Below are 22,886 nucleotides of genomic sequence, written 5' to 3'. Positions count from 1 at the left end.
ATAAAGCATGATTATAAATATTCACTTGATCCATGTCTTGCATGGCATACTTTAGAATTAAAGTGGTAAACGAACAGAGAACTCTGTCCATTCTTCATCACTTTCAACCCGAATAATACCCCGATGTTTGGACAAAATTTTCTGTACTATCGCCAGACCTAACCCTGAATTTTTGCGGTTAAGTGGCTTGGTACTGAATCCTGCTTCGAAAATTTGTTGTTTTAATTTTTCGGGAATCGGATTGCCATTATTTCCAACTGTGAAGGTTAACTGTTCTCCGCGAACACGTCCGGTCACTTTGACCATTTTATCCGGTTTGTCGGTTTCGCTCACAGCATCAAAAGCATTATCAATTAGATTACTAACAATCTTAACCAGTTCTGTCGATTTCACTGTCCCAAATTGAACCGATTTGAGATTACTGATATCATATTCGAACTTGATTCGACGGTCATACGCTTGTGTGGTTTTGGCTTGAATCAATGCAGACAATGCAGGCAGATTGATATTGATAATCTGATTCATTGCAATCGATTCGCCTACCAGTTCAGCGGTATACGTCGATAAGTCGTCATATTTTTTCATTTTCACCAATAATTGAATCGTATTCACATGGTTGTTGAAATCATGACGTTGTTCTTTGATCGAGTTAAAGAGTGCGTCTATATTTTCCAAATAGACATTTTGCACACTTTGCGCTGCAGCTTCGGTGCGACGATTCAGAATAGTGATCAATCCCAATACCAACGCAATAATAGCGATTGAACAAGCAGAAATCGTCAGTGTTAATCGGATCAATTGTTCATTAAGTGTCTGCTGAACTTCTGTCAAATCCGATACGACCGTTATAATAGCAGGATACGTTAACTCTACCGGTATAAATGTTTTGAGCACAGGGACATTATCAAATTCATCTGTAATAGATATGGTATTCCCTGATTTATTAACTTGCTTAATATTTGTTTTGTCAGTAGCACTCTTATAAGAGTAATCGTTATACAATGTCTCATTATCAGAGTACCAGATCACACCATGCGAATTGAATTGATTCGCTTGATCGAGAAAGATAGGCGGATTAAAAATAGCAATCCCTAATGTCTGACGACTACGCTCACCATTCAGAATTTCACGAATAATCGCTTCTACGCCTGTTTTTTCTTGAAATTCTCGCACAGACTTATCATTCGTATAGACATTTATCACATAATTCGTTTTGCCATCGTAGTAATAACCCCACTTTTCACCAGCAGAGTTAGCATTATCTACTTTGGAGATCATAGGCGCTCCCCAATAATCAGGTAGCTTCTGTCCAATATCAACAGTAGGCGTTTTGCGAGCAAGCAATTCTTGAACCGCTTTAAGCCAATCTGCTCGCCATTCTTCTTTCACCGATAATTCATTAGGGTCTGAAGAACGTATAGGAACAATATTATTACCTGAAGGAGCTAACAGTGTAATCCGATCTACACCTACTTCTTTGCTCACTTCAGCAAGTTGTTGATTGGTAACTTCATTCATGTCTGACCCAATCTTAGACTGTGCAGCTTGAGCTGCCATTCTCAGGTTCTCGCCTATCAAGTCCTCTACAAAAGCTTCTCCACTTTGAGATAATTTGATAGATGATCTAATCTGATCAGTGATTGCACGCATATTTTGTTCTTGGACCGAAATCAATGCTTTTCGTGTTGTTACATAATAGGTAGTATTCACAATAATCAACACAACTGTCATAACAGCCAAAATATATACAGTCACCGGAAAAGGTTTGGGTACCAGGCTCTTACGTTGTTTCATTTTAGGAAATTAACCCCCATCTATATCAGCCGCACTTGCTCCATGCCTTTTAGCCGTATTAAAAATCTAAATGCCCGAATATCGACAAAATTCGATTCTTTTTTTAGTATCATACCATGAACCGCATAGGACTACACCTTATTTCCACAAAACCGGACTATTAATTTATGGAAAAGATACCTTTATTTATTGTAACGTAGCGGACTGAATAAATCTATAAATAAAGGTCCTGTCAGCACTGTAAATGCTATTCAGGACCTTTTTTGGGATAACTAGACTATACAATTTATAGAAATAGCTTACTTTAAGGACTGTTTACGTTCAGTCCACCATTCCATGTATTGATTTTCGATCATTTCATATTCATGCTGTTCATACTGCTCACGCTCGGAAGAAGAAATCAATCCTTCTTCATTTTCGTATATATGCCATAAGTCGGAAAATAAATAATCTTTGATTTGGACATATTGTCCTTGCTCTCTACCATTGAACCAAATGATGCCTTTGGTTGTACGCATGATAATACGTGCTTCATCCATAGTACTGGCTTTTTGACCCACACGAATACTAGCGATCATTTGTCCAAACGTATACCATTTCATCTCATTTGGTCCTAGCGTTCAATCAATTTGAAATCATCGTAATGGAATCCCGGTGCAACCACACATGATACAAATACAGGATCATTACCAAGTGGTCTAGCCATTTGCCATTCTCCTGCTGGAATCAATACTTGTGGTGTCTGTCCAGCTTCGATATCCATACCCAAAATCATTTTTTTGCCTTCTACCGGTTGATCGCCTTTACCACCTAGCGTTAATTCTAGCGGGCTACCGGAATGAATCAACCACAACTCATCAGAGTGAACAACATGCCAATCGGAGATTTCATCACCATGCAGTATAAAATAGATCGATGTTGCTGAGAAACGCGGTCCTGAATATTGTTCTGGTAAAATATCTTTTGGAATTTCAAAAGAAGCTTTCCACATTTCTTTATACCAACCGCCTTCGCGGTGTTCATTCATATCTAGCAATTTAACTAACGGTGATAAAGGTAATTTGGTTCCCATGTATCATGACCTTCTTTCCTCAGAGTTTGGAGTGTTTACTTAGTCAGCAATACTAATTAACGGTTGAGTCGTGATCGTCACATTACCAGCAATCGCACGTGAGATCATACAAGACTGCTCTGCTTTGTGTGCAAGTACAGTGGCTTTTTCAACTTGATCGGCCGATTCGGCGCTTAGTACAATTTCAGGTCGATGAATCAATTGTTCGTACGTAAAAATATTATTGGTCACATCTACAATACCTTCAGACTTCATCGTCAGACGTGCAACAGTAATATTGGAACGTTCAAGCATCGCTGCAAGTGTAATAATATAACAAGTTGCGGCTGCTCCTAACAACATCTCATCAGGATTAGTACCTATACCTGGTCCGCCCATAGGTTGCGGAATGGAGATCGCTGTTTTGAGATTGCCTGACTCGATCGTTCCTTCGCTATTACGTCCACCCTGCCAATTAGCATCCAATACAAATTGGTGTTTCATAATACATTCATCTCCTTGCTCTACTTACACATTTCATCTTGAACATTTTACCATATTCTATGGTTAGTATCATTTCCAAAATAAAAACGTTCTTGCTAAACGCGTAATTGCGTATAGAAGAACGCTCTGTAAGCAATAGAATCGTCTGTCATATCGTTTAAAAATCTTTTTTATAAAAGCGACGCATTCCCCAGAAAAATAAAATAATCGTGTAGATTAAAGTATAGATAATAAAAGCTGTTGAAGGAACTTGCCCTACCCCCATACGACCTCTCATTTGCTCATCAATATTAAACATACCTGTCAACTGTTCTACATTTAACAAAACAGCTAACATTTTACGTTGAATAGCATCTGCAGGCATCGCTAATGAAATCATGCCTGTAATATTGTAGAGAGAACGTGCCACTTCTGGCTTCATGTCAAGGCTACTAGATAATTTCTCTACCATACCGCCTAACCAACCTGCTCCATATAACATGGTCATAAATACACCATTTCCCAATGCCGAAAAAAAGGTGGCTCCCAAAAAAGTAACGGTGACTAGAACAGGTACAGTCAGTGCAAATAATAAAAACGATTGTATATGTACAATCAAAGTCTGCGGTACAGTCGCAAAGATATTTGCAATAATAACAATTGAAATATACAAAAATAAAGCATAGATGATACCAAATAACGTATACCCTAACCAGCGCCCTACATACCATTTCCAACGCAAAATGGGGCGAGTTAACATCGCTTGCATCATACTCACTTCGGCTTCTCCAGAGATCGAAGAAAACGAACTAAAAATAATTAAAAAAGCTAAAATAAAACTTCCGAAAAAGAAACCTAATGTCAAAATAGAAGCTCCATTCATAAATTGAGCAATTAAATCATGGTTGGGAATGCCATCTGATGATTTACCTAAGATTTGAGCGATAAATGAGAAAACAACAATAAATAACACTGTCATAATCAGCGTCATCATTAGCACTTTTTTACGTAATAATTCTTTCCAGGTCATACCAATCACTGTTGTCATTATTGCTCCCCCCTGTGACTTAGCCCGGATACGGCATCCATAAACCATTCTTCTAATTTTTCTTTGACCGGTTCTACATTGTATAAGGTCATTCCTTGATTCACGATTAATGTATTCAACCAACCAATCTGCTCTTCATTATCTATCGTTGCTTCTAACCAGACGGTCTCTTGTCCTACAGGCAATATAGAGGTAGCAGATGATATCGTTGGTGTAGCATATCGCTCTATCGAAATACCGCTAGTCTCGCTTAACCACGGTAGAATCTCCGGTGTGAATCCACCCACTTTGAATCTCCATTTGGTCTGAGTATACAAGACCTGACTGACTTGTCCATGACGCAAAATCTGTCCATTATTCAGTAGCGCTATGCGTTCACATAGACTTTCTACTTCTTCTAACAAATGAGAATTTAAAAAGATCGTTTTACCTTCATTTTTTAAATTTTTAAGCAGTTCACGTACTTCTAAGCGTCCAATCGGATCTAAAGCTGAAGATGGTTCATCGAGAAATAAAATAGGTGGATCATTGACTAATGCGCAAGCCATCCCTAGACGTTGTTGCATTCCTTTAGAATAATGTTTGACTCTGTCTGTTCCACGCTTACCAATACCTACTTGATCTAACAATTGCTTGATTCGCGGCTTAATTGTACTCTGATCCATTCCACACAGACGACTATGCAACCGAACAACTTCTTCACCGGTTAACCATTCTTGATAACGATACAGCTCAGGTAGATAACCGATATGTCGCTTGGCTTCTAAAGAACCAATAGGATCACCAAATAATGTAGCACTTCCCGAAGTGGGTGCTGTTAATCCAACTAACATTTTGACCAGTGTACTTTTCCCTGCGCCATTGGGACCGAGGAAGCCAAAGGCTTCCCCTTCTCCCACACTAATCGTTACATTGCGACAACCACGACCATTATCATATTCTTTTGTTAACTGCTGAATATCGATCGCCACTGTACTCATGATTGAATCAACTTCTCGATTTCTTTTGTAAATGATTCGTATGTGGTATAGGCACTCCCACCATCAAATGTAAACAATTCTCCATTGTGAAGCCATGTTGCACTATAAGTTATTCCATCATCATTAACTTTATAGAATGAGATCAAAACAGGTTCTCCTGCGATAGTCAGACGTTCCGTTTTACCTCCTGATTCAACAGGTAATGGCAGTGAACCGTTAATAACTTTATCACTTTGCAATTCGTCTTTAAGCGATTGTGGCAAGAATGGCAGATCAGCAATCGCTTTAAATACTTCATCTGTCGAAACAGAAGCATCAAATTGGACTGTTGGAACTTTAGTTTGAGTCAAAGATGCTACATTTTCACCTTTAAACATCGTGTAATAAATGCTTTCCGGGAAATGTATACTTATCGGAGTATTGTTAAGGGATTGAGGTAACAATTCTTTTCCGCCTAGACTTTGGATCGCTTTGTTAACCTCATCTATATTCATAATTAATGTCCTTGTTCTTGAACTTTGTACATTTACCGTTTCTTTATTATCTTGGGCAGCTTCTTTAACTAATGTGTAATTTAATAACTCTGCTGCTTTGGAAGGACTAAAGTCTCCTTCTATATTGCCATACGTCGAACTAAATATTCCAAATCGATTTTCTTGTTCATCAAATTCAGCGTCACCTCTGTATTGATCGAACATGTCAGACAATTGCTGACTATCTACAGCTGTTAAGTTCTGTACACGAAATTGATCCAATAAGGCAGCCATCGCATTGTTGCCAAATGGAGTAGCGATTACTGCTCCAGCAACTACACAAGCAGCAATACCTGTTGTCCATCTTTTGCGAGCGGAACTCATTTTACGACGACGCTTAACGGTTGGTTCTGTTTCTGTTGATGAAGTATGCGATTGTTCTTCATTAGATTTTTTCATAGCAATTACACTCCTTTGAGATTGTTGTGGTTGTGATGATGGATCATTGATTTGAAATAAATGCGGTTCATTAGCCCATTTTTCCCAGTTAGAATGTGGCGTTTCATTAACAAGCTGACTTTTTAATTTTGCCCATGCTTCATCTGTGGCATTGGATGAATCTGCTGGCTCTGTAGGCTGAATGTTATTAGGATCTTGTGGAAACTTGCTCACGTCTATTCCTCCTTTTGCTCTTTATTTACGTAGAATGTAGCATTTTTTTACGTAATTTATTGGTTGCCCGATGTAATAATGTACCGACAAGTGATTGCTTTAATTGAAGTTCTTTAGCAATCTCTGCATAACTGTAACCCGAATATTTCATGAGTAAAGCTTGCCTATCCCGTTGAGGTAATTGCTCTAACCATTCTTGTACCTCTTCTTGTTCCATCTGCTGTATCACGATATCCTCACCCGAAGGTGGTGAATGTTGAAGATCATAGTATTGTTCTTGTTTATTTTGCAGTCGGCGTTCTCTTGCCTTTTTATCCATATAATCATAAGCAATCCGGGTCAGAACTCTGTGTAGCCAGGCTCCAATGGCTTGCGGATCATCGGGTGGATTGCGATATAGACGGAGAAAGACTTCCTGTGCCAGATCATCGGCTATAGCTTCGTCACGTAACAATGCATGAAGTTTACGTTTGACGATTGGATAATGTTCATAAAATATCTGTTGAAATTGTTCCGGTTCCGGAATGTCCATGTTGTCATGCTCCTTTCCGCTGCAGCTATAAGAAAGACGAGCGGTATTCACTTTTTGTATCTATTCCCTAGCAATTTATTTTTTACCATTATGAATATGTCTATCTACTCAGGCTATATGTATGATTTTCGACAATATCATACATGTATTATTGATAATTTTGTTAGTCAACGTGTATAAAGTTCGATATAATAGCACATGAACATCCAATATATTCAAATGATGTCGTATACTACCTGTAAAAAGTTCTTTGATTATATAAGAATTTGAGGAGTGGAAGCTAATGCTTTGGTTAAAACCATTTGAACTTCAATTAGATGCTGTCTTTGAGGAAGCGAAGCAAAAAGTAGCCCATTTTCCAAAGCCACTACACGAATTAGGATTAGCCTATCTAGCCAAATTTGATATCCGGCAAAAACATAGCACCAAAAATTATGTCTGTTATTTGTTACCTTTTTGGATAGCTGAAACGATTCAAGTTCATACGGCTAAAGCAGTGAGTCATCCCTCTTCAGCTACTGTTTCTTCCCTTCATCTGCAATCGTTGCCTGAATTATCGCATCGTATGGGTGTTGCTAATATTTTTTGTATGCTTCATTTTTTTATTCAAGATGATCTTATGGATACACCTAATTTATCAACAGATCAATTACATGATCTGATCCCGCTTAGTCAGTTATTCTGGAATGAATTTGTAAGTATCTGTGGAGAAAATCTAGGTAACAACTCTTCGTTCTGGCAATACTATAAGCAGTTTTTAGCCGAGTGGGCAAGCGCTGTATACAATGAAGCCGATGCCGATTATTTGTTTGAACAACCACAACAGATTGCAAGTAAAGTGAGTCCATTGAAGATTTCTTTAATTGCGATGTTGCTTCAATTGGACTGTATGTATATGTTACCTGATCTATTACAACAATTGGATCAAGCTTTGATTGTATTACAAATGAATGATGATCTTAGCGATTGGCAAGAAGATATGATCGAACGCAATTACAATTGCTTGCTCGCTTTTATTCGCTATGAGGCAGTCGAGCATCATCAAGCTTTATTTTCAGATAAAGTTACTGCGGTACAAGTGCAGCAAGCGATCTATGATCAAGAAGTTATTCGTCGGTATGCTCAGTATGCACAATCTTCTTTTACCAGTGATCCTTCATTATTTGTATCCGACTCTTTAATTGCATTTCGGAATTATTTAATTGAGCAATTGCATGAAGCAGCCAACTCTATTCATGAAGCTCGAAATACCCTTTTACAGGGAAGCTTACTATACTTTATTCAAAAAGACCTTACATCTTCATAGATTTTTAGAATTAGACATGATACACTGAATAGGTAATTATAACCATTTAAGGGAGGAAGATTAATATGTCCAGCCAAGCTATTTTTCAAGCACAAGTTATTCAAAAGGCGTGGGAAGACCCTAGTTTTATGGAGATGTTAAAAACCGATCCAAAATCAGCATTGAAAGATGTCTTGGGTATTTCTTTTCCAGAACATGTGCAACTCAAAACAGTTGAAGAAAAAAGCGATGAATTCTATCTGGTAATTCCTCCAAAGCCTTCATCTATGATGGCTGACGCTAAAGTGAAAGTTGACGCTGGTTGGTAATATTCCCCTTGTATTGTTAATATGGTTTTCTATACTTATACATGTCATACAATCGTACACAAAAAAACTGTTACAACCTTCTGGCAGCGAACCCCTTAGACTTGCGGGTCCGCTGCTGGAAGATGAATAACAGCTTCTGTGCCTACATTCTTTTTACTTTTAAATTCTAATACTCCCCCGAGTGCTTCTATAATGCGAAAAGTCACCATCAGCCCCAAGCCGGTTCCTTTGGTTTTATTCGAAAAGTATGGTTCTCCTAATCGTTTTAACTCTTCTTCTGTCATACCACTTCCATTATCCTGAATATGAATTTCAATTTCTTTGTCATTTTGTTCTGCCCAGATATGAATCTTACCTTCTTCAGGTAAAGCTTCTATACTATTTTTCACAATATTAATTAAAGCTTGCTTGAACTTGGAAGAATTGCCCCGGATATCAATATTTTCAGGGATATTCATAGTGATTGTTCCTCCTGCTAATGTAGCAAGTGGTCGCATAATCCCTTCGATATGTTGGAATTCTTGTGCCAAATTAAGTGTATTAACTTTATCAAATTCAGGTTTGGCAAATGTTAAAAAGTCTGTAATAATCGCTGATGCGCGGTCGAGTTCTTCTAAGGCAATCTTGAGATGCTCTCGTCCTTTATCATCTGTATTCATTTGTAACAATTGCAAAAATCCACGTGTCACTTGTAACGGATTGCGTACTTCATGAGCTACAGAAGCGGCAAGTTCGCTGATAATGTCCATTTTTTCTGAGCGCTGAAGTTCATTGTTAAATAATTCTAAGCGACTGGAGTAGAGCACCATCTGTTGATGATTTTGAGCAAATCGTCTTGCCATCACAGATATTAGTGAAATCACAAAAATCATTACGCCCCATTTCCAGAGGGTTACACTATAACTTCCAGCTTGGATATAAAACCATGTTAATTCTCCCCCGCTGATCAAAGCGAAAATAGAAAAGCCGGAAGCGAATAAGATTGCATCTTTGTTTTTGCGAAAAGCATACGTTACTGCTACGACCATCAAAATCAATAATTGAAGAATTAACAGAATACCTAATGTTTTGACAGAAATAAAGTAGTAGACTGCAAAGTATCGTTCATTTGTTAAAATGTTAAAAATCATTGCCATTACACAGATAAACGAATAGGCGTACTGGATTTTTTTCATTTTAGTAATGATGCCTTTGTAACCACTACCAAACACACATTCAAAAAAGTAAAGCAACGCAGGCAATAAGATAAATAAACTCAAATCGAGTAAAACCGAATACAATTTGTAATAAGTCGGGTAAAAAGTAAACAAAAATGGCGAGTAAGTTACCACTAATATGCCAAGAGAAAGAATAATGGCTGCTAGACTAAGCCACATTCTTAATTGATCTCGTCGTAAAAATACAGAACAGATCACCATGACCAAAGAGATAAAAATACAAGCACTACCCAGTACCACATCAATCAGATCCGAGCTAACATAAGAAATCAACATATCTTGATAATCGCCAACCATAATGCCTTGCTTCAGACTAATCTGTTCGCGCGCCGATTCTACCCAGATATACAGCAACTTGTAAGAATCTTGTTTGGTTAGTGGTAATAACAATTGATTTTGTTCATATGCATAACTACGTTTCGATTCAAAAATCTTATCTTGATCCAAATACACAATAATATGCTTACCATTCAGTTCCGGAATCAGTACACCGGCTGTATTCCACGATAATTCAGGCAAAGGGATACGAATCCATGCTGATGAACTATTCACCGGTTTGCCATCTTTCATAATTTCAGATGAAATCCAGGGGCTATCTTGATCACTATCCCATGGTTTGGATGTTAACGTATTTTGCGATTGCCATTTAATTTGCCAGTAATTAATAGAATGACCCGTTCGTTTTTCACTTTGAGTTGAAAATAAAGATAACGCCAAGACGACCACTATAACTGCGATTAAAACCCCGATTAAGGCTTTGGACAGAATCTTCATTTCAGCACCTCATTATAAATAAACTATGTAATACATATTCGTTTGGAAAATATACCCACCTTTATCTATTATACTTGCTCTCTTACTTCAGAGATACTATTAATTTTACAATGATACACCATCTACAAAACATTTCAAAATGCTTGCTCTATCGACTGATTTTGCATATTATTCTATATTACTTCACGTATATTTACATCATGCTTCAGTTGTTGATATAGGATACAAATGACTGATAAATAATGAACTTTTATTTATAAAATAATACCGATACCGTTTGGTCAGCGACAGACTAGGGTAAGCACTATTGATATACGGACGTATTGGAGGGATTTACTAATGACAGACGACAAACATTACGATGACGTATTTTGGAAGACACGCAACACGATTTTAAATGATGAAGATTCCCAAACAAATACCGAAGAAGAACTGCCTGAAGACGCTAAAAAGGCTGTAATCTTACCGGAAAAGATGGATAATCCTTTGTTTGGACAGCTTCCTGATGAAGAAGATGCAGGTCCACATCCAAGTGCTGATCCAGAAGATCCTGAATCAGATGCAGCTCATATCAGCAATGATAAGCAAGAAGAATAATATAGGTTAACTCCTATCATTCATACAAAAAGATACCTGTTTTCGCACATATTGTGAAAACAGGTATCTTTTTGATGTTTTTTATTATTCTGATTCTATTTGCGTCCATAATCGGCTTTGATCTCGCCCCAGCTTTTTGTTTCCCATTTTAAAATCTTATTATCATACTTATGTGTACGTAGCCATTGTTCTGCACGATCCACCAAATTCCAAATCTCAGCGGTAGATTCATCACGAACCAGTGTAGAGACTGCCTTTTTTTGTTTTACCCATTTCAGCGCATTAGCAGAATCACTATAGATCGTTTTGCTACTACCTTGACGATACAGATAAGCAAGCGCGTGAACAATCGCTAGAAATTCCCCTAGATTATTTGTTCCTTTGGCAATCGGGCCACAAGTGAAGATGACTTTACCTGTCTGTGTATCCACTCCCTGATATTCTACAGGCCCCGGATTACCACGTGTGCCTACATCTACTGATATACTATCGTAGTCTATTAGATCTTTAGAAATGGTGGCTGAAGACGAAGTACGCTTACTATAGCTATTACCGCTAGTTGAACTGCTAGAAGAACTACTTTTGCCTTGTCCCCAGTGCTTTTTCCAGCCTTCTGCATATACTTTTTCAGCTTCAGCAAGCGTTTCATATGATTTATATTTAGCATCTTTGTATCCATTGGTATGTTGCTGACAATCTGCCCAAGAGGTATAGATTCCTGGACGATGTCCTTCCCATACTACATAATATTTTGACTTTGCCATACAGACCTCCATAGTGTATTCCATCATTACTATTGATTTAGATTGTAGTGTTCTGTTGCTCTGTGTGAGCTTAATTGTATTTATGAATGAGGTACTTTACCAATCGATTCAGAGGAATTCTCCAGTACAGGAATTTCCCAACTACGTCGCTTCACAAAAAGCGCGCAGATCAATAACATAATCCCATTGATCACAAACACCCAGCGAATATCAATCCAGTGTCCGAGCAGACCACCGATAATCGGCCCTGCCATCGTAGCGATCTGGGAAGCAGATTGATTCAATCCAAAAGCTCTACCGCGAAAATCAGACGGTGTGACTTTGACAATTAAAGCATTGATCGATGGCAATACTGCCGCATAAAATAATCCATACGAAAATCGCAATATACCAAATCCCCAGATATTCGTAAAGAAAAATTGTAACAGATTTCCGATACCGCTTCCTAATAAGCCGATAAATAAGATTTTACCGTATCCTATTTTACCACCTACTTTGCCCCAGCGTGGAGCCATAATTAATGTAGCTACACCGACAGCGGAGAACACAATTCCTGAACTTAATGAAGCATTATTGTTCGATACTCCCAAACTTTGTACATAGATCGTAATCAGCGGTTCCAAAATCATAATTGAAAAGGTGCTGATGCCCGCCAGTATCAATAGCGCTACAAATATAGGATTCCCTGCGGCTTGCTTGAGATCATCACGAACATGAGAACGCTTAGCTGAACGATTAAAATTATGTTCTTTTGCCCAGAAGGTAGCGATAAGAGCTGCGATCAATACAATTGCTGCTGAAAATAAAAACGTATTGCGATTACCAAAATAATAACTCACGACTCCGCCAATCAGCGGGCCTATAATCGTACCTGTTGCGCCTGAGGTTGCCATGACTCCCAGTGCATAACCGGTTTTATTTTCCGGTGTGTTGGTGCCGACAAGTGCAATCGATGCTGGTACAAACCCTGCAAGCAATCCTTGAAAAATACGCACTACCAAAAATAAATAAGGATCTGTCACAAAATAATTAATCAAGTATAAAGCCGCCAGACTAAAGCCTGAACGAATCAGCATCGGTTTCCGTCCGTATTTATCCGATAATGATCCCCAGAATGGTGAAATTAACGCACTCGCCAAAAAAGTAATCCCAAACGCAATCCCAGACCATATCTCTAAATTGCTTGTTACGCCCAGATCGGCTTTTAGAAAAATAGGTAGAAATGGGATAGAGATAGAGTACGCTGTACTACAAAAAAAGACTCCTAACCACAGTACAACTAAATTCCGTTTCCATGAAAAGTTCTCGATAGCTACCACTTATGCCTGCACGTCCTTTCCATCACACCGCTTAAATATCTTACATTCTACTCTTGTTTAACCCATTCTCCAAATTCATTATCTTTTATAAGGAATGAATAACAATTTATAAGAGAGCGATTGCAATATTATAAATTCGGGTAAAGTACATGTAAGCCAAATCAATACGTAAATTCAAAATAGATATATTTATAACGTTAAGGGAGATGAATGATAATGAACAAACCATTTGATGATAATAGAGATGCTGCGGCGCAGGAATACAATAGATACCGGACGACTGAACCTGTCACTTCGGATGTAGAAGATGAATTGCGTACGATTCCTGAAAACGATCTAGATATTATTAATCCTACGATGCGTGATGAAGAAGGTATTCAACCGATTACAAGTGAAGATGTGGCTGTACGTGAAGCTAATGCAGAACTTGAAGATGAGCATGACGTGTCTCCATATAGTATTGATCTAGATGTAGCTGAGACACCGATTGATACAGGAAACGACTTGAATAGCGATCCACTTACAGATTTGGAAGATGTTACGATGGATGATGAGTTCCCAGACATCCCAGATGCTGATCTGTTAGATGGAGAGACTCCTGTCGATCCAGCGGCTGTCCCTTTAGAAGATCAAGATGCACATGGAACGGATATCTTAAACGGATCAACAGGCGAAGACGAACCAGACCGTTACGGACATTAAGATAGTAACAAGGAGGAATCTACGATGAGTACTCATGATAAAGATCAGGATAAAGAAAAGAAAAACTTGGTGACTGAACGCGATAATGATGATGAATTTGGATTGTTCAAAGAAGATTCTTTTCCCGATTCAGCACCGGATGAAATTCAAAAAAGAGTGATCGATAACGAGCTTCCGCATGATAACGAATTACCACGTCATAAAGAAGACAAAGATAAACCTGAAATAGAATAGAGTCTATACACCAAAAAGAACCTTTTCCTTATTGATTATAGGAAAGGTTCTTTTTGATTGTATATTAAGTCTTTTCAATCACGATAATACAGGTGCTATCTGGCAAAGGAACAGATTCGCCCCACTCATCTGTTATGTTTACTTTTTGTTGTAATGCTTCGGTATAACCGGCTTGTAAAAAAGATTCCAAATGAACAATATGCGCTTGTGCTCCTAAAGTCTGCTCGATAAAGATACGATATTGAGAAGGTGTCATATACCCGAACTGCTCCTGTACTTCATGCACATAAGCTTCTTCTCCCCATGTGTACGTATACAGAAATTCCATCGCATCATTTACAGGCATTATCACTTCTTGCTCTCCTGTCACTTCATACTCAATCGAACGACCGACAAAATCTTGAGCATATCGCTCTAATGCTGATAGACCATCATCTTGCAAAAACTGAATCCGGCGCTTCTGCCCTGTCGGTTCGGTCATAATGCCATCCCGAATAATAATCCGTCCACCTGTAGAAAGAACATCATATGCACTGGATAAAGCCGCAGCGACCGTTTCCAGATTGAACTTATGCCCGTTAAATGGAACGTATGAATATAACTCATGTAAAATCGACGAAAATAACACACTATCCACACTGCCAGGTTCAACAATTTCTCGTAATGCTAGCGCATCGCCTTTCATTACTTCCCACGAGCGACCTTCTAATTGCTTTTTACGTTGTAAAGCTTCGATCACATTTTCCGAAATATCGATACCGATCGCACGTTTATCCGACCATTCTTCTTCGATCAAGTCTAGCATCACACCGCCACCTGGTCCGATATCTATAATCGTCTCGCCGACTATATAACGGAGCAATATACGCTTATAATCGACCGTCTGATTCATCATTTCAAGATAACTTTCTTCATTATGAAAACGATCGTAAGCATCACGCCGTAATCCGAATAGATCGAATAATAACAAGACAGCTTTCTCATATAGCGGTGACTTTTCTGCTTCGATACAGAATTCAATTAATTTCTCTGCCGCTGGTGAAAAAACAAAGTTAAAAAAGACTGTATCCGCAATATGAGGCTCTTGCACACATTCATAACTCAAATGCGGACTATCTTGTCCCCATGTGCCTGTAGACAATTGATCCCAAGAGCACTCTGCCAACACTTTCTCAATCATTCTTTTTTTGTAGACATTTACTTTTTTGATGCCTTTGTAATCGTAATACATCGTATTCATTAATCGTTCAAAGCTGATATGGCGTACATCTTTAGGAACGATATGACTGATCAATGTGAATATTTTGGCAAACTCTTCAAAAGAGAAATCTTGTAATGCCGCTTCTACATACCAGAACGTCTGATGGTCAAGCAAAGCAAAAGATTGCTCTACATTAATCTGTGCATTCAGTTGGTGTAGGCTCTCAACTGTATTTTCTCCTTTATGAATACTGGCAGCCCGTAAGCGAAGTATCCGATCTTCCGTTGTCCAATCTAAAGGTTGCTCTTGGTAGACAATCGGTTGGATCAACGCAAGCACATCATCTTGTACTTGTTGCCATAATTCTGACGAAACGGCTTCTATAATACAGCGGTTCAGTATCAGTAAAGTTGTTTTCATTTCTTCTGGTGATAAAATGCCATGACTGACTTGATCAGTTAACGGGACATTTTCAGCAAAAGGCACTTCTCCACGCAGACATTGACCGATTAGTCCATGTGTCCGAATCAACGTAGTCACTAATTGAGTACGTTCTTGCTGTGGATCAGCAGAAGCATGCATATACAGTTCTGCCGAGCCTTCATTATGTACAAATAAATTAATCCCTTGTTCTTGCCAGCGTATCCGTTCACGCATCGTTCCGCCTTTGGCTGTTTCAGACCATATCAGCACTTCTTCGATCAGCTCTTTTTGCCAGTACGATACTCGCAATTGATCCAGAATACGTAATGTACGTTCTACATAATCCAGTACAGGATTAGCATTGCTTAATTCTTGCAAAGTCGTTACACGTTCTAGATTGACAATCCGTTCTTCAGCGGATACCAAATAATGTAACCAAAGATACGGATTATCGGCAGATAAATAACCAAGATTACGATAATTGTCTATAGCAGTTAATGAATGTAGCATACGGTCACATCCTTATTTTCTCCAGAGTATAGGGTTATTGTTAGTTTACCCGTTTTGATGTGGATTGATAATAAAAAAGCGTTGAACCTGATGTTCAGCGCTTTTGAGTTTATTTGCCCATAGGAGATTCTACAAATTCTTTTCCTACAGAATACAGTTTATCTCTGTTAATAATATCTCCCAACCAACGGCTTAATTTCACACCACTTTCTTCAGCAGTGTAAAAAACGCGTGATGGTGATAACGTGTGCGGTGTACTTCGTTTCTTCGTACCGACCCCATAATCGGTCACAAAGTAATAATAATTGTCTAACTCTTGATCCAATTGTCCGGCAGAATCAAGCATACCTTGAGACCAGCTCTGCGTCATAACATCGTCTCCACTCACTAATCCAATCGTCTGCTGATTCAGTACAGCTTCATAGGAAGGTAAGACTTTATCATATAACGTATTGGATTGTAGCAAGATCGTATTCGCTGGAAGCTTCTGCGCATTGTAACGAAATGCCGCCGCAATAATATCTTCTTCAATCGGATAGCCGAAATGCTGCTCAAATTTGGATTGCCACACTTCATCAATAATATGATGCCACTGATGAGACGATAAATAGGAACCATCTGCATAATGATAAATTTGGGCATTCGGATAATGTTCTGCAATATGAGGAGCCCAGAATGCTGATCCAAATCCGCCTGCACTAGCTCCTGCGATAAATAATTTATCCGGTTCAGTAATATGATCGAATAACCAATCTAATCCTTTTAGCGTATTCGGTCTACCACTATAATGAGCTGTAAAATGAATTTTGCCTTTTCCTTTATACTTCACTTTATTGTTGCCAATATGGAAATCTCCTGTTGCATAAGGGATATAGACAATCGTCCAATCGTAAAAAGGATTATCTTCACGATGATTATCTAGCATACCGCCTAACAGATCGGTTTTGTAAAAAGGAATATTGGCAAAATAATAACCTAACTCCCGATTATGCAATAAGGTACGCAATCCGAATGGCTTGGAAGCGGTATTGCGATCCCAGCTAATCCCTCCACCGGAAAAATAAACGACTACATTTTTACTTTTGCCACGCTTGGTTAGCAAGTAATAAGGTGATCCGTCTCCCGCTACTACAATACCGCTTAGATCTACCCGATTCCATTTATACAATGGCGATTCAGCAAAGCTGACTACACGAGTAGGACGCTTAATAACAAATAGAATAACAACGACAACAACCGCTACAATAATCAACCATTCAATGGTAGTCAACACCATTTCGATTCCTCTTTTCCCGCTTACTCTTCCTGTACGATGAATACTTTTGTTTTGCGCGGTGTACGATTCGCCTTTTTGCCTTTCAGTAACCATAGATCAGGGGTATCACTCACATCTTTGATCTCTAATTGAAAAGAGGTATTCGGTAACGATCTCGTGAATCGCAAAAATAACCGATTGCCATCTACAGCCGATTGACTGACTTTCAACTCATATGATTTACCCAATCCGATCGCTGGATATAACGTAACCGTACCAATAGATTGTGGATCAATACGCTTATTATAAATAATCATCACTTCATCAGGTGCTATACGAAGACCCGATGAAGGTAAAGGAGGCTCTGCATACATATACCCACCAATATGGTATTCATAAGCGGTCCAGCTCTGATATCCAAGCGCATAGGCATGATGTTCCAGTTCATCTATCCAACGTCTTCCTTTGATCATACTGGATTTGGAGCCGATATCTGCTTGAATACCAAGAGGTAATTTGGGATGTAATGCTCGGATAGGTGCAGCTATACTTTCATAATCGCGTATATAGTTAGAGGGTAGACCACGCTTCATCCAATCCGGCCAATGCGTCTGCAAAATATGCATATCAGGCTTGACCAGATCGATCATTGCCAGCGCATCCAGCCCTTGCCATTCACGTAGCTTTTGGGTGGCTTCAGGATCGCGTACAGCTAATGACCATGTAGCTACTTTAATATCCGGGCGCACATCTCTGGCTCCATGCTCGCCATTAATAATTTCATGGATTAATCCATTGACTGCTTCTACACGCATATCAACCCAGCGCTCATAAATATAAGGAATTTTTGTATAATAATTAGCTGCGGAAGAACGGGTAAAGTTGGGCATATCCATTCCGTATTTGTCGAGAAAAGCTTGCTGTGCAAGCGGTCCAATATCTCCATATACTCCACGTTCGATTCCGTTCCATTCTGGAAAATAAGGTTCTGCAATCTCAATTCCATCGAAAGGAACATTTGCTACTAGATAAGCGATCACTTCTTTTTTCCATTGAATATATTCGGTTGAAAAGTGAGAAAAGCGCTCAAATCCATCATTGATCGGCTTGAGCAATTCCATCCGCCAGGACGACCATTCTTTAGGCGCAAGTTCTACACTGAATGTGCCATTTCCTAGTACAAGCGCCCATACCGCTATTTCTCGCTGTTGCAATGCTTCTACCAGTGCGATATCGACCTGTTGCTCATTCACAACAAAATAATGAACTGTTCGGTATCCAGCAAGCGCTAATTCATCAGCAATACTTTGCGGGGATCGATTAGCGTAATACGGAAATAATGGATCGATCTGTATACTTGCGCCATGCATCGCCCACGGACGATTACGCTGTAGCGGTGTACTCATCTGCGCGCTCCTCCTGCTCGGTATACCGGTGGTTTTCGTTTACGCCAAAATAACTGAAGAGAGCGGTGTGCACACCACAATGAAAAGCCTGCAAAAAGCATACCCCATAATACAGCAGGAATCCCGAATTGTTGCGCTAGTCCTGCGGCATCTCCAGCTCCAGCAGGGCTAGTAATACTAAGCCACAGAATCGTAATCGAGGATAGTACGGATTCTTCTAGTGTCAAAAACAGAATCAACAAATAATAACCATTACGTAACCATTCGGGCGCAATCACCATGACACCACTAACAATTACAAATCCGATTAACCAGTACAGACCGAATCCATGATGCACATATAATATCAACATAATCAGCGCAATAATGCCTGTTAACACAATGCCTTCTTTTTGCTTGCGTTTGTGATACAGATAAAATAAAACAATCACAAATATCGAAGAACCCATATATCCTGCTAATCCGATCGGAAGTCCGCTCCACATAGAACTTATCGTTGTATATGTCACTCCACTATGGTCTGCATTCAACTCTATACTACTGACCTGACCGGATGTAATTAACGTAATCATAGCATGTCCAAATTCATGAATCATCGTATTCAAATTACGAAATAACGATGAAAAAGGGATCAATCGCGTCAATACCGCTGAGGCGATCAATAACAAAATCGTATTTAACCATTTATTCAAAAGGTCACACCCTTACTATTTTAAGTTGCTATCTTAAATATATCGCTTTATAGCCTGTAAATCCATCTTCTACCTTTACAGCTTATGGTATAATTTGTGAATCAAATCATTTGTAAAGGAGTGTCTATTGCTGTGGATCATAACGATAAAGTAGAACAACTGGAACAGCGTATTCTCAGGCTTGAACGCGAAGTCGCTGAATTGAAGCAATTAGAAATGCAACGAAGACAGGCTTCGCCTCCACCCGTATCTCCTAATCGAACAGCTCCGCCCCCACCATCTGGCTCACCTTTCACTCCGCCTCCGCCAACATCGAACTGGCAAGATGCTTATGTGAATGCACCGCCACCGAAAGGAAATTACAACGCTAGACCACAAGCGCAACCACAGTCAGGTCCATTTGCTGGTGCACAGCGCCCGCCTGTACAAGCGCCTTATACACCGCCTGTTCCCAAGCCACCCAAAGACTGGGAACATCTGATTGCGCGTGTATGGTTGCCGCGTGTTTTTATCGTTGTATTGATTCTCGGGATTGTGTGGGGATTTATAGCTGTGGTCAAAGCAGGCTATTTGTCTGAACCGATTCGTTGCATTCTCGGTGTACTGGTAGCAGCTGTATTGTACTGGCTCGGGGAACGTGAGGTCAGTAAAGAACGACCCGCACTGGGCAAAGTGTTATTAGGCGGATCGATTGCGATTTTAATTTTGTCGATTGTTGCATCGTATCTGTTGTATGACTTGCTTCCGTTTATCTTTGCATTTTTACTGTATATCGGTGCACTTGTATTTGGAGTGTATATAGCATTAAGTCAGCGTTCTCAATCGATTGTTGGGATCACGTTGATCGCAGGTTATCTTGCGCCTGTATTGATTGCTCCTGATGATCCGAATCTATGGATATTTGCTGGATTTGAAACGATTTTCTCAGCAGTCATGTTAGTGGTAGCGATGAAATATTCATTCCGGGTCAGTTATATCCTGGCATTTGCTTTACTACATATTACGCTTGGACTAAGTATGATCTGGTATGGTTTCTCTGTACAAAATGTAGTAGCTGTTTTGATTCAACATGCTGTGATTTTAGCGATTTCTGTATTATGGAAAAAGCGCAGTACCAGTATGCAACTAGGTGTTCTTTTTACCAGCTTCGCCTTTGTCGGCGGATGGCTTACCATTTACTATCTCGATGGTAGTGAGACAGGCGCACGTTGGATGATTGCTATTTTGTCACTGATGTACAGCATCTTGTATGCTTCCGGTATTCAAAAGCGTACTCCTGTCGGCATTGCTTATCCTGCTATGGCGATCTTTGGCTGGTTTTTGTTGTTAAATATGATTCCGAATTTCCCTGCTCGTATGGCTGTTATTTTGGTCGAAGGTACACTAGCGTTCTTATTGGCTCTTCGATTCCGTAACAAATTACAATTGGTTCTCGCTTGTATTGTATATGCGTATGCACTGTTAGCGACATTGTTTGTTCCGATTGAACGTTTCTGGTCTGCATCTGCTTTTAACTGGTTAATCTTACTCATTACAATTCCAGCAATCTATCAGATTATTGGAAAATGGGTACATTCAGAAGATAAAGTCTATAGCTCACTGTATCGCAAACGTTATATTTTGATGTGGGCAGAAGCGATTCTGGGATTGATCTACCTTAGTCAATTGGTACACGTTGCTTCCCGATTCAAAAATGCTGATGTACGCCATCTGAGTCTTTCCAGTGCATGGATTATCTATGCGATTCTCATTATTGTGATCGGTATGGTTGTTCAGAAATCCAAATTGCGGATTATCGGAATATTGTTTATCTTTTTCACCTTACTCAAAATTATTTTTATCGATCTTCCAGATATTTCGATTGGCGTACGGGCGATCTTGTTTATTATATTAGGTGTGGTTGGACTGGGATTATCGCGTTTATTTTACAAACGTCGGGATAACAATGGACAACCTCCATCACAAGAGCCACCACTAGAAGCTAATATGCCAACGAACAATCCTGAACGTTCTTATGAATCTTCAACTGCACCATTAGACAACCGTTCTGCTGATGTACCACCTGCTTCACCCGATAAACCTAAACATAATGATGATCTTTCATAAATGAAAAGATCCAAATGAATGATTAAAGAAAGAAGTGGAGAGATTGATTTTTACGATTTTGTACAGTGTGGTTCTACCGATTTTTGTTTTGATTGCGGTCGGGTCCATATTACAGCGTGTTTTCCAGTTGGATCTGTATACACTCGCCAAAATCAACTTTTACTGTATTACACCTGCGGCTGTTTTTATGAGTCTCTATCATTCCGATATGTCTGCTCAATTACTTGGAAGTGTTATCTTTTTCTATGCTTTGTATGTATTGATCTTGTATATTTTAGGATCAGCCACTTCCAAAGTGATGGGATATACCAAAGGGAAAAAAGCCGCTTTTAACAACAGTATTATGCTCGATAACTCGGGTAACTATGGTTTACCTATTAACGATCTAGTCTTTAAAGGCGATCCACTGGCTGCTTCTATGCAAGCATTGATTATGTCGCTTCAAAGTCTACTGACTTTTACGTATGGAGTCATTTCGATTCAAGGATCACGACTAAATGGTAATTATCGAAGCGTGATTGTTGGATTTCTGAAAATGCCTGTACCGTATGCGCTGTTACTGGGTCTGGTTATGCATGCGTTTGCGATTCCTTTACCAGTGATTCTGGCTCAACCGTTAACGTATGCTCAACAATCGATGGTGGCAATTGCGCTAATCACGCTTGGTGCACAGATTGTAAAGTATCCGCTACGCTTATATCGGAAAGACATTTATCTAAGTATGGCGTTACGCTTATTCGCAGGGCCTGCTATCGGGCTTCTGCTGATCTATGTATTAGGTATTCATGGCATTCCTGCTCAAGCACTGCTGATCGCTTCTGCGATGCCTACAGGTGTGAATACATCGATTCTGGCAGAAGAGTACCGGAATGAACCTGACTTTGCGGCTCAAACGGTATTAGTGTCTACATTAGTGAATGTATTTACGATTACTGCTGTTATCGCTTTGTCTCATCATTTATAAAATAAGGATAGAACTGGACGTTAAAGGGAATAGAAATCGTCTTATCCAAACTTGTATCTTGTTCTGTAGACGTTT

At 39.3% G+C, this 22,886-nt stretch carries 22 protein-coding genes; 7 read left to right on the top strand and 15 right to left on the bottom strand.

Going from position 1 to position 22,886, the window contains the following annotated elements:
• Positions 1-57: 57 nt before the first annotated feature.
• The 8 genes from QE450_RS01770 to QE450_RS01735 form a co-directional block, all read right to left on the bottom strand.
• Positions 58-1,794, bottom strand: coding sequence for a sensor histidine kinase (locus QE450_RS01770; RefSeq protein ID WP_273615148.1), 1,737 nt, complete (start codon positions 1,792-1,794; stop codon positions 58-60).
• 299 nt (positions 1,795-2,093) lie between these two features.
• Positions 2,094-2,396: a hypothetical protein gene (locus QE450_RS01765; protein ID WP_307296339.1), complete on the bottom strand. Its 303-nt coding sequence runs from the start codon at positions 2,394-2,396 to the stop codon at positions 2,094-2,096.
• Between the two features lie 11 nt (positions 2,397-2,407).
• Positions 2,408-2,866, bottom strand: a complete 459-nt coding sequence (locus tag QE450_RS01760; RefSeq protein ID WP_204825371.1) for a cupin domain-containing protein — start codon at positions 2,864-2,866, stop codon at positions 2,408-2,410.
• Positions 2,867-2,905: 39 nt separating this feature from the next.
• Complete coding sequence (locus tag QE450_RS01755; RefSeq protein WP_273615146.1) at positions 2,906-3,349, bottom strand: OsmC family protein; 444 nt, start codon at positions 3,347-3,349, stop codon at positions 2,906-2,908.
• A gap of 157 nt (positions 3,350-3,506) precedes the next feature.
• Positions 3,507-4,376: an ABC transporter permease subunit gene (locus QE450_RS01750; RefSeq protein ID WP_273615145.1), complete on the bottom strand. Its 870-nt coding sequence runs from the start codon at positions 4,374-4,376 to the stop codon at positions 3,507-3,509.
• On the bottom strand, positions 4,376-5,356 hold the full coding sequence (locus tag QE450_RS01745) for an ABC transporter ATP-binding protein (RefSeq protein ID WP_307296333.1): 981 nt from the start codon (positions 5,354-5,356) through the stop codon (positions 4,376-4,378). The genes QE450_RS01750 and QE450_RS01745 overlap by 1 nt, the downstream gene beginning before the upstream one ends.
• On the bottom strand, positions 5,353-6,501 hold the full coding sequence (locus tag QE450_RS01740; RefSeq protein ID WP_307296330.1) for a hypothetical protein: 1,149 nt from the start codon (positions 6,499-6,501) through the stop codon (positions 5,353-5,355). The genes QE450_RS01745 and QE450_RS01740 overlap by 4 nt, the downstream gene beginning before the upstream one ends.
• 25 nt (positions 6,502-6,526) lie before the next feature.
• Positions 6,527-7,033, bottom strand: coding sequence for a sigma-70 family RNA polymerase sigma factor (locus tag QE450_RS01735; RefSeq protein ID WP_307296326.1), 507 nt, complete (start codon positions 7,031-7,033; stop codon positions 6,527-6,529).
• Positions 7,034-7,316: 283 nt separating this feature from the next.
• On the opposite strand from QE450_RS01735, the gene QE450_RS01730 reads away from it, so the two are divergent.
• Both QE450_RS01730 and QE450_RS01725 read left to right on the top strand, forming a co-directional pair.
• A complete protein-coding gene (locus QE450_RS01730; RefSeq protein ID WP_307296324.1) occupies positions 7,317-8,339 on the top strand; it encodes a hypothetical protein in 1,023 nt (340 codons plus the stop codon).
• A 65-nt stretch (positions 8,340-8,404) separates the two neighbouring features.
• A complete protein-coding gene (locus QE450_RS01725) occupies positions 8,405-8,647 on the top strand; it encodes an NHLP leader peptide family RiPP precursor (protein ID WP_204825378.1) in 243 nt (80 codons plus the stop codon).
• Between the two features lie 95 nt (positions 8,648-8,742).
• On the opposite strand, the gene QE450_RS01720 is transcribed toward QE450_RS01725, so the two are convergent.
• Positions 8,743-10,638: a sensor histidine kinase gene (locus QE450_RS01720; protein WP_273615140.1), complete on the bottom strand. Its 1,896-nt coding sequence runs from the start codon at positions 10,636-10,638 to the stop codon at positions 8,743-8,745.
• Between the two features lie 339 nt (positions 10,639-10,977).
• Between QE450_RS01720 and QE450_RS01715 the strand changes: the two genes are divergently transcribed.
• Positions 10,978-11,235: a hypothetical protein gene (locus QE450_RS01715; protein ID WP_307296318.1), complete on the top strand. Its 258-nt coding sequence runs from the start codon at positions 10,978-10,980 to the stop codon at positions 11,233-11,235.
• A 95-nt stretch (positions 11,236-11,330) separates the two neighbouring features.
• Here the strand turns inward: QE450_RS01715 and rnhA are convergent, their stop codons facing one another.
• Positions 11,331-11,999, bottom strand: a complete 669-nt coding sequence (rnhA, locus tag QE450_RS01710) for a ribonuclease H (RefSeq protein WP_307296316.1) — start codon at positions 11,997-11,999, stop codon at positions 11,331-11,333.
• An 80-nt stretch (positions 12,000-12,079) separates the two neighbouring features.
• Positions 12,080-13,318: an MFS transporter gene (locus QE450_RS01705; protein WP_373461900.1), complete on the bottom strand. Its 1,239-nt coding sequence runs from the start codon at positions 13,316-13,318 to the stop codon at positions 12,080-12,082.
• Between the two features lie 216 nt (positions 13,319-13,534).
• On the opposite strand from QE450_RS01705, the gene QE450_RS01700 reads away from it, so the two are divergent.
• Both QE450_RS01700 and QE450_RS01695 read left to right on the top strand, forming a co-directional pair.
• Positions 13,535-14,020 carry a hypothetical protein gene (locus QE450_RS01700; RefSeq protein WP_307296314.1) on the top strand — a complete coding sequence of 162 codons (486 nt, stop codon included), beginning with the start codon at positions 13,535-13,537 and terminating at the stop codon, positions 14,018-14,020.
• A 24-nt stretch (positions 14,021-14,044) separates the two neighbouring features.
• On the top strand, positions 14,045-14,254 hold the full coding sequence (locus QE450_RS01695) for a hypothetical protein (protein ID WP_307296312.1): 210 nt from the start codon (positions 14,045-14,047) through the stop codon (positions 14,252-14,254).
• Between the two features lie 64 nt (positions 14,255-14,318).
• Here QE450_RS01695 and QE450_RS01690 read toward each other — a convergent pair whose 3' ends face one another.
• The 4 genes from QE450_RS01690 to QE450_RS01675 form a co-directional block, all read right to left on the bottom strand.
• Positions 14,319-16,388 (bottom strand): class I SAM-dependent methyltransferase, encoded by a 2,070-nt coding sequence (locus QE450_RS01690; RefSeq protein WP_307296309.1) that lies wholly within the window; start codon positions 16,386-16,388, stop codon positions 14,319-14,321.
• A gap of 109 nt (positions 16,389-16,497) precedes the next feature.
• Positions 16,498-17,664, bottom strand: coding sequence for a pectin acetylesterase-family hydrolase (locus QE450_RS01685; RefSeq protein ID WP_307296306.1), 1,167 nt, complete (start codon positions 17,662-17,664; stop codon positions 16,498-16,500).
• Between the two features lie 20 nt (positions 17,665-17,684).
• Positions 17,685-19,049, bottom strand: a complete 1,365-nt coding sequence (locus QE450_RS01680; RefSeq protein ID WP_273615133.1) for an N-acyl-D-glucosamine 2-epimerase — start codon at positions 19,047-19,049, stop codon at positions 17,685-17,687.
• Positions 19,046-19,741 (bottom strand): M50 family metallopeptidase, encoded by a 696-nt coding sequence (locus tag QE450_RS01675; RefSeq protein ID WP_307296303.1) that lies wholly within the window; start codon positions 19,739-19,741, stop codon positions 19,046-19,048. Before QE450_RS01675 ends, QE450_RS01680 begins: the two co-directional genes overlap by 4 nt.
• A gap of 132 nt (positions 19,742-19,873) precedes the next feature.
• Here QE450_RS01675 and QE450_RS01670 point away from each other — a divergent pair, with 132 nt between their 5' ends.
• Positions 19,874-21,847, top strand: a complete 1,974-nt coding sequence (locus QE450_RS01670) for a DUF2339 domain-containing protein (protein WP_307296301.1) — start codon at positions 19,874-19,876, stop codon at positions 21,845-21,847.
• A gap of 43 nt (positions 21,848-21,890) precedes the next feature.
• The gene (locus QE450_RS01665; protein ID WP_273615130.1) at positions 21,891-22,811 is read left to right on the top strand and encodes an AEC family transporter; all 921 of its coding nucleotides are present in this window, start codon (positions 21,891-21,893) and stop codon (positions 22,809-22,811) included.
• Positions 22,812-22,886 lie beyond the last annotated feature (75 nt).

Source organism: Paenibacillus sp. SORGH_AS_0306 (assembly GCF_030819345.1).
GTDB classification, from domain to species: domain Bacteria; phylum Bacillota; class Bacilli; order Paenibacillales; family Paenibacillaceae; genus Saccharibacillus; species Saccharibacillus kyungheensis.
This window is presented reverse-complemented; position numbering and strand designations above follow the sequence as displayed.

What these genes read in the sequence shown, in the direction of transcription:
- QE450_RS01770 (WP_273615148.1), bottom strand. Translation starts at nt 1,794, where the DNA reads ATGAAACAACGTAAGAGCCTGGTACCCAAACCTTTTCCGGTGACTGTA.
- QE450_RS01765 (WP_307296339.1), bottom strand. Translation starts at nt 2,396, where the DNA reads ATGAAATGGTATACGTTTGGACAAATGATCGCTAGTATTCGTGTGGGT.
- QE450_RS01760 (WP_204825371.1), bottom strand. Translation starts at nt 2,866, where the DNA reads ATGGGAACCAAATTACCTTTATCACCGTTAGTTAAATTGCTAGATATG.
- QE450_RS01755 (WP_273615146.1), bottom strand. Translation starts at nt 3,349, where the DNA reads ATGAAACACCAATTTGTATTGGATGCTAATTGGCAGGGTGGACGTAAT.
- QE450_RS01750 (WP_273615145.1), bottom strand. Translation starts at nt 4,376, where the DNA reads ATGACAACAGTGATTGGTATGACCTGGAAAGAATTATTACGTAAAAAA.
- QE450_RS01745 (WP_307296333.1), bottom strand. Translation starts at nt 5,356, where the DNA reads ATGAGTACAGTGGCGATCGATATTCAGCAGTTAACAAAAGAATATGAT.
- QE450_RS01735 (WP_307296326.1), bottom strand. Translation starts at nt 7,033, where the DNA reads ATGGACATTCCGGAACCGGAACAATTTCAACAGATATTTTATGAACAT.
- QE450_RS01730 (WP_307296324.1), top strand. Translation starts at nt 7,317, where the DNA reads ATGCTTTGGTTAAAACCATTTGAACTTCAATTAGATGCTGTCTTTGAG.
- QE450_RS01725 (WP_204825378.1), top strand. Translation starts at nt 8,405, where the DNA reads ATGTCCAGCCAAGCTATTTTTCAAGCACAAGTTATTCAAAAGGCGTGG.
- QE450_RS01720 (WP_273615140.1), bottom strand. Translation starts at nt 10,638, where the DNA reads ATGAAGATTCTGTCCAAAGCCTTAATCGGGGTTTTAATCGCAGTTATA.
- QE450_RS01715 (WP_307296318.1), top strand. Translation starts at nt 10,978, where the DNA reads ATGACAGACGACAAACATTACGATGACGTATTTTGGAAGACACGCAAC.
- rnhA (WP_307296316.1), bottom strand. Translation starts at nt 11,999, where the DNA reads ATGGCAAAGTCAAAATATTATGTAGTATGGGAAGGACATCGTCCAGGA.
- QE450_RS01700 (WP_307296314.1), top strand. Translation starts at nt 13,535, where the DNA reads ATGAACAAACCATTTGATGATAATAGAGATGCTGCGGCGCAGGAATAC.
- QE450_RS01695 (WP_307296312.1), top strand. Translation starts at nt 14,045, where the DNA reads ATGAGTACTCATGATAAAGATCAGGATAAAGAAAAGAAAAACTTGGTG.
- QE450_RS01690 (WP_307296309.1), bottom strand. Translation starts at nt 16,388, where the DNA reads ATGCTACATTCATTAACTGCTATAGACAATTATCGTAATCTTGGTTAT.
- QE450_RS01685 (WP_307296306.1), bottom strand. Translation starts at nt 17,664, where the DNA reads ATGGTGTTGACTACCATTGAATGGTTGATTATTGTAGCGGTTGTTGTC.
- QE450_RS01680 (WP_273615133.1), bottom strand. Translation starts at nt 19,049, where the DNA reads ATGAGTACACCGCTACAGCGTAATCGTCCGTGGGCGATGCATGGCGCA.